This window comes from Rhodopseudomonas parapalustris (assembly GCF_053772255.1).
Genome location: NZ_JAMKBZ010000044.1, coordinates 19947 through 27112, shown reverse-complemented (window position 1 = coordinate 27112; position 7166 = coordinate 19947). Strand labels below are relative to the sequence as shown.

The 7166-nt window shown below is 34.8% G+C and carries 9 protein-coding genes; all 9 read right to left on the bottom strand.

Going from position 1 to position 7166, the window contains the following annotated elements; translation table 11 throughout:
• Window positions 1-85: 85 nt before the first annotated feature.
• Window positions 86-1660, bottom strand: a complete 1575-nt coding sequence (locus M9H71_RS23945; protein ID WP_455407367.1) for a hypothetical protein — start codon at window positions 1658-1660, stop codon at window positions 86-88.
• A gap of 3 nt (window positions 1661-1663) precedes the next feature.
• Complete coding sequence (locus M9H71_RS23940; protein ID WP_455407366.1) at window positions 1664-2485, bottom strand: distal tail protein Dit; 822 nt, start codon at window positions 2483-2485, stop codon at window positions 1664-1666.
• Between the two features lie 11 nt (window positions 2486-2496).
• The gene (locus tag M9H71_RS23935) at window positions 2497-4689 is read right to left on the bottom strand and encodes a hypothetical protein (RefSeq protein WP_455407365.1); all 2193 of its coding nucleotides are present in this window, start codon (window positions 4687-4689) and stop codon (window positions 2497-2499) included.
• 273 nt (window positions 4690-4962) lie between these two features.
• Window positions 4963-5259 (bottom strand): hypothetical protein, encoded by a 297-nt coding sequence (locus M9H71_RS23930; protein ID WP_455407364.1) that lies wholly within the window; start codon window positions 5257-5259, stop codon window positions 4963-4965.
• 39 nt (window positions 5260-5298) lie between these two features.
• The gene (locus M9H71_RS23925; RefSeq protein WP_455407363.1) at window positions 5299-5847 is read right to left on the bottom strand and encodes a hypothetical protein; all 549 of its coding nucleotides are present in this window, start codon (window positions 5845-5847) and stop codon (window positions 5299-5301) included.
• A 12-nt stretch (window positions 5848-5859) separates the two neighbouring features.
• The gene (locus tag M9H71_RS23920) at window positions 5860-6174 is read right to left on the bottom strand and encodes a hypothetical protein (RefSeq protein WP_455407362.1); all 315 of its coding nucleotides are present in this window, start codon (window positions 6172-6174) and stop codon (window positions 5860-5862) included.
• Entirely contained in the window at window positions 6161-6553 is a 393-nt protein-coding gene (locus tag M9H71_RS23915) for an HK97 gp10 family phage protein (protein WP_455407361.1), read from the bottom strand. The genes M9H71_RS23920 and M9H71_RS23915 overlap by 14 nt, the downstream gene beginning before the upstream one ends.
• Window positions 6543-6863 carry a phage head closure protein gene (locus M9H71_RS23910; RefSeq protein WP_455407360.1) on the bottom strand — a complete coding sequence of 107 codons (321 nt, stop codon included), beginning with the start codon at window positions 6861-6863 and terminating at the stop codon, window positions 6543-6545. The genes M9H71_RS23915 and M9H71_RS23910 overlap by 11 nt, the downstream gene beginning before the upstream one ends.
• The gene (locus M9H71_RS23905; RefSeq protein ID WP_455407359.1) at window positions 6863-7162 is read right to left on the bottom strand and encodes a head-tail connector protein; all 300 of its coding nucleotides are present in this window, start codon (window positions 7160-7162) and stop codon (window positions 6863-6865) included. Before M9H71_RS23905 ends, M9H71_RS23910 begins: the two co-directional genes overlap by 1 nt.
• Between the last annotated feature and the right edge of the window lie 4 nt (window positions 7163-7166).

Here is a 7166-nt window from a genome sequence, read left to right as displayed (position 1 = left end):
TTAATTCATAAAGCAATTCACAGTGCAGTTTATTGTTGGTGTAGGGTAATTACTTATGGAATTTTTCTTTATACTAAAAAGCATTTTAATCATACCTCCTTAGTTCAAGGTTTGAAAATGTGAATACGCCTGTTTGGTCATTGCTACATATTACGTTAATATTATTAGTTGTACTTCCAGTCGTAAATGTAGCTGTACCATTAACCGTATAAATTTTAACCGATTGTCCTTTAGTCCTGATATTATTATAGTTTTCATTTACATATACACCTAAGGTATTTACATTTCCCGCTACCGATGCACTAAGTATATATTTATTGTTTGGAAGTACCGGTATTGTAACACTACTGTATTGATATAAAGCGTTAGCATTTAATATAAGTGTTTTACCGTCTGAACTTACACTTGCATTAGCGTGTTTATTCCATCTACTATCATTAAATAATGGTATAAGGTTAGAATTTTTATATCGCTCTGCCAATGTGTTTAAATTATCATCTGCGGTATTTATATCATTTCTACCTGTAAGGATTACTTGTGCTTCTTGGTCTGTAAAGCCTAATGGTTTGTTAAGCTTCTCTAAGTCTATCAAGCTAACTGAGTCTGTATATGTATCTGATTGATAATTTCCAGTATAAAAATTACTCAGATAAAGAGAACACTCCCCTGATATTAACGATATGTTTGTATTGGTAACCTTATTGACACTACCGTTATTAGTTAGCTGATACATAACCATTCCGCTTTGTGTTTGAGCAACAAGTATTGAAGATGCTTGATATTTGTTAAATGCTAAATTTAAAACACTGCCTATTAATGCTCCTCTATACTTTTTATAGAATCCAAAGGGTTTAGAGCTTATATATTCGACATTGAACCAATTGTTTATATCACTGTATATAGTGCAGTAAACTCTTTCTTTTGTTTCATTGCTATCCCAAGCAGGACTAATTCCTTTAATAATCATAGCCCAATATTTCGGCAAAGTTATCGGTATAGGCTTTATTACATCCGGCACTCTGGCAAATTGCAATGTTAATTTTAAATAGTCTATATTGACAGCGCTTGTTATAGTTCCATTTGAAGCATATTGGGCATTAATTAAAATGTATGCTTTATTAGCACTGCTAATATATAAATTTGATGTTTTTGAACCGGTTATTTTAGTAGTACTTGAAGATGTGCTGTTATTCCAAACAGTCCATGAACCCCACCAACCTTGTACTTGTACTCCATATGTTAAAACACCGGCATTGCTGCCACTACCACTGCCCCATACATCTGCCTGTAAATTTTTAAAAGCAGCTATTAAAGTTGCATTATTCCCACCGAAAAATGCATTGCATAGCCGTGTTAAATCAAGTTCGACCAATACTGCTCCATACTTTCCATTAGTCCCAGTGCTCAAAGATGTCACAATAGCATCTTGATTTTTTATGTTGTCAAATTCTGATTGAGTTGTTCGTTCGAACCAAATCGCAGTATTTACAGTTCCGTCAGCCTTTAATGGACTTGGGATAGCACTATCAACGCTAGAAAAAAACAACCGCATAGGACACTCAGCAACACTTCCAGCAACCTTAATCCCAAAGTCAAATTCATAAGTGGAAGTATCTCCACCTACAAAGCCTATATTATCTATTTTTAGCAATACTCCCACCTCCTACAACCATGTTGAATTGCACTGTATTTCTATTCTTTCAACATTGCCCGACCATGCAATATAATTATCACTAGGATTTAATTCAGGGAATAGTCCTGACATTGAGTTAGTCTGTAAAAGAGTACCTTTGTATGCATCCTGCATAACTGAGTCTATAGTTACATATTCACTTAAACCAGATATGGCAAATGTAGTACTATTGAGAGATATTACTATATCCCCACTACCGTAAATCACTATAACAGGTTTACTTTTCTTGGTTCCCGGATTATTAAATGTTACAGGGCCGTTTAAATTACTTTTAACAGCTTGGTTATTAACATAAACTGTGCCGCTAGTAAAATTGTATCTCTGCAATGGATCACTGCTTAAGCCTGCTCTTGTAACTGTGTTACCTAGTATGATTTCCTTTTTATCATCTATGGCATATAAAAAAGGCTCACATACAAATGTTGCTGTGAACCTTCCTAGAACTCTGACCGTGTTTTCTATGTCACCTATGCTGCAGGATTTAACTTTATAGAAGTAGTTTGGATCATCGCTGAATATTAGCTTATTATCTGTGAGATCGCCTATGAGCCATGCTTTTATTTGTCTTAAACTTTGTTTTAGATTAGCCATATCTACCAAAGTAAAACTAACAGGGATAGATATATCCTTATATGTGCCTAAATCTTCTGTTAAGCTTCCGTTTCTGCCTTCTATTTCAGTAAATATAATGTTTCTTTGAGATGTAGGCACGATAGGAGTACCTTCGATGATTAAGTTTTTATCATAATAACTATTGGCATTATTAAAGTTTATACTTAGTATTACAGCCATTCAAATTCCTCCTATCTATCAGCAAGTGCACTTAATTCATCTAATATTGCTGGTCCTGCTGCTCTGGCTAACTCCCTGTCATTGACTTTAAAAACAGATTCGTGATTTTGGATTGAGTATGCCAAGTTATTAATTGCATCAAGCAAAGTTGAATTATCAACAGCGGAATTATTAACTGTATTATTTGTTCCTGTACCACTTCCTAAGACAGCTCCAGCTTTTAGGCTCATTCCAACCTTTATACCACCGCTTAAATTTTTAATTGCATTAGTAACTATGCTTTTACTTTGCTCAATTCCTTTAGCAAGTCCAGACATAAAGTCCGGCATCCATGTTTCATAATCAGTAAGCGGGCCTTCATCCGGCACCGAAAAATGAAGATAGGAACGTATTTTATCTCCAACGCCTTTTACTGCATCTACTACAGCACCCATTTTATTCTTAATTCCATTTATAAGTCCATCAATAAAATCTTCGCCCCATCGCAACGCTTGACCAGGAAGTGATACTAAAAAATTTACAGCCGCTTGTATTCCGTTTACTATTGTATCTGCCACACTAGAAATGGTATTAACAACGCCGTTTCTCATGTAAGTAAAGATATTTACAGCAAGATTATATAAAGTGCCAGGTAAATCAGATAGCCAATTCACGATAGCATTAAACACGTTAACAATTGTATCTTTAACTTCTTCAAAGTGCGTTGCTATATAAGCTATTACACCGCCTATAGGTCCTAAAATAAGCGTTGCAATTACTGGCAATATTATTCCTAAATTATCTTTAATAAAATTAAACGCTGTAATAACGACATTTTTAATTGTTTCTACCGCATTTTGAAAAAAGTCTTTTATACCATTCCATATATTAATTACAGCATTTCTAAATCCTTCATTGGTATCCCACAACTTTTTTATGCCTATTACAAGAAGCACTATTGCTGCCACTATAGCTGCTATCAGTAATACTATAGGATTCGCCATTAAAAATTCAAGTGCAATGGCTAAACCTTTTACAACAACCGTTATTTCTTGTATTAACTTAGCTATAGGAGAAATAGCGGCTATTACAGCTAATATAGTAAGAATAATTTTCTTAGTTCCATCGTCAAGTCCAATAAAGCTTTTCGCTAAATTTGCAACATACTGCATTGCTTTTGCAACTATTGGCGCAAGCAATACACCTAAACTGGATGAAGCTTCTTTTATACTCTCCGATGCATTTCTTGTACTGTTAGCTGCGCCGTCAGCAGTCCTTGCAAAGTCACCTTCTGCATTTTTAGTGGCTTCCATAACATAGTTATATCGTAATTGAACCTGTTCAGCTTGCGACATATCCTGTATTTTAGTTTTTATACCTTGGCTATATGCATATTGTTGCAAATTAGCCTGTGTCATAACAACACCCAATGTCTTTAAGCTTTCAGTCTCACCCGTGAATATGCCATTTAGTGCGGTCTTGGCAACATCTATACTTATATTTTTAAAAGAACTTAAATCGGCTGCTCTGCCTACAATTTGTTGCCCCATTTCCGCGGCACTTTTTGTAGTTAAACCCATACTGGTTGCCATATCTCCATACGTAGCCGCCATATCAAGAGCGGTTCCGGATGCTATTCCATATTTATCAAGTGTAGTTTTGGACCAATCTTCAATTACTTTTGCATTTTCTTTAAAGGCTACTTCGACCTTATTTGTACTTTCGATTAAGTCAGAACCCATTTTTGTGGATGCTGCTCCAACACCTAATATAATCGCAGTTGCTGGTGCCATTGTACTGCTAACTTTTCCGGCAGCATCGCCAACATTGTCGGCTGCGTTTTTTATTTTATTTAAAGCAACACTACTCTTCGATGCTTGGTTTTCTAAAGTTTTTAATTGTTGTTCAGTCTTAGTAATTTCCCTTTGTAAAGCTCTATACTGTTCTTCACTTACTTTCCCTTGCTCAAACTGCACTTGAACCTGTTTCTCTGCATCCTTAAGCTTTAAAAGCTTGTCATTTGTATTCGTTATGCTTTCAGCTAAAAGTTTCTGCTTTTGCTCTAATAAGGTAGTATTTGTAGGATCTAATTTTAACTGCCTATTAACTTCTTTAAGCTCACTTTGTAAATCTCTACTTGTCTTATTTACACCTTTAAGGGCTTTATCCAACGGACTGGTATCTCCACCTATTTCAATAGTTATACCTTTTATGTTATTAGCCATCGTTTACCTCCTTTCTCATTTTCTCTCTTAAGGTTTTTCTATCCGGCTCAGTTTGTTCAATTCTCCAACAGTTATCAAGATATTTTCTGCCCTCTTCAGATTGCATGCAATTATATATAACTGCATCTCTTAGAAGCAGCCAGTATTCAAATACTTCTAGTTCTTCCATTCTGTCAAAGCTATAACCGGTATACTCAGAGACAATTTTTTCTTCCAAAGTATTTACAGAATAATGTCCCTTATCTTCCGTTTCATCTGGATAATAAGGGACTTTTAGTTTGGGGAGTTTCTTGTACTGGATAACCAGTCAAAATATGCATTTAATATACCGTTCATTTCGTCAAAATCTAGTTCATCTATTAGTTCATCAGCTACTTTAAAGCCTGTTCTATTCTTGCTTAATATCATTTTTATTGCATCGGATAAATTATCCATTGCATCTTCATTACGAGATTTTGACAAAGACATAATTTTCTTTAAAGCTTTAATCTTTGGCGGTTCCACTTCAAGCTCAATATTATTTATTTTTATAGCAAAATATCTTTTATTTATAGTGCTTACATCAAACACGTTTATTCCTCCTAAAAGGCGGCAATGTGCCGCCATAAATTATGGTGTTGTAGGTATTTCTTCTTCATATATGATTTTGGTACCTTCATTATCCATAGGTGCTGCTTTGAATTCTGCATCAATTACAGTTTCTTTATCCTTAGTAAACGCCATACTGAAGCCGGCTTGATTATTGCCGACTATTGTTGCTCTTATATCTCCATCGGCAGCATCTTCATGAAGAAATCTAATAACGTATTTTTTCCCGTCATTATTACTTATACCGCCTATCTTTACAGTTCTTTTGCCGCTAGCCTCTGTCACTCTGGCTGTAGCACAAAGTTTCTTTAATGTGTTTCCATTCCAAGTCATAATTCCACTTTTAAAAGTTACTTCTTCAGTGGTAATTACAGTTTTTTGTACTAATTCTAAATCATCTTTTGCATCGTAAAAAGTAGGCTTATATTCTACAGTAGCACCACCTTGAATAAGTCCTAACAAGTTAGCATCTACTTCTAATGTGGTGTTAGTCGGTATTGTTCCAGTAAATTCACTTATATATAATTTACCGCTTCCAAGCACGATCTTTTCTTTTCCATCAATCGCCATTTCGTGACCTCCTTAAAATTTTTCTGTAAAACTAAAGCCGTACAAGGTTTGACAGAGCTTTTCACTGTCTATTCGTGTACGGCTTTTATCAAAGTTAAAATTTTTCTCATTTAGTAATTCTTCCACTTTTGCCTCTGAAACCTTATCAATTCTTTCGGAATATAATTCGATAGATACATTATGTTGAACTATACAATTCTTATCATCTGCTCCAGTCGTATTAATATCATCAATGAATACTAGATATGGAAGTTTTGGAGGAGCAATAAACTCTAACTCAGCTACTTTCATGCCTGTACTTTCTAGCCATGTTTTAACGTCCAGCATCTTTTATTGCCTCCTTCGCTATCTCTTCCATTCTTTTTTGTGCAAGCTCTTCTCCGTATATAATGTGTGGAAATTTCCTGCTTCTCTTTCCGTTGCGTAATGCATGCCCATTTTCAAGTAAGTGACTTAGCCTATAATATGGAGAAGCAACATACCATGTTTTTCTTTTATTAAACCTATCCTCATATGAGGTCTTTATTCTAAATGATTTTACATAATCACCCGTGGGTTGCTTGAAGGTTACATGTTCTTTTATAGTCTGATTAGTTTCTTTTGCAACTGTATCAATGCCTTTTTTAACTCCATCAGTTACTTTTTGCGTATACTCTTCAAGCTCACTTGCAATTGCTTTGGCTAAGTCGTTAATGTCAAACTTCATGTCTTCCCACCGCCTTGATTTTCAAAAATTGATTTTGAAACATGTAATTATCAACGTCTGAAATATCATAAATCGCACCTTGAAACTTAATACGGTATGATTGAGTGTTTAGATATATGTTTTTCAAAGCATTGCAATATCTTACAGTGAAAATAACTGCATTTGTTGATTGTTCAGCGCCGCTGCTAAAATATTCTTTGCCTCCTGCGGCATTAACTTTAGCATAGCAACTATAATATTCACTCCATATTTCTGTATCAATATCAACAAATTCAAACTTAATTTTATGTCTTAATTCTCCCGGATTCATTATGAACCACCTTCTACTATTGGATAACAGTATTTAAGCTGAGTTACTATTGATTGCAAAGAATATTCCATAGATTTTGATATGCTCCCGATTAATACGGAGTCTCTATTTTCATACCAATGTACAACTAACATTTTAATGGCAAGTTTTGCAACTTCATCCCCGATATTTAAAACGCATCCAGCATTTTTCAAATAACCTTCAGCAGCACTTATTAATGCCGTAATATCCGTGTCCTCGTCCGTATAGCTTAATTCGATTCTTAGATACTGCTTAGCTTCTGCAAGACTTAATATCATGCTG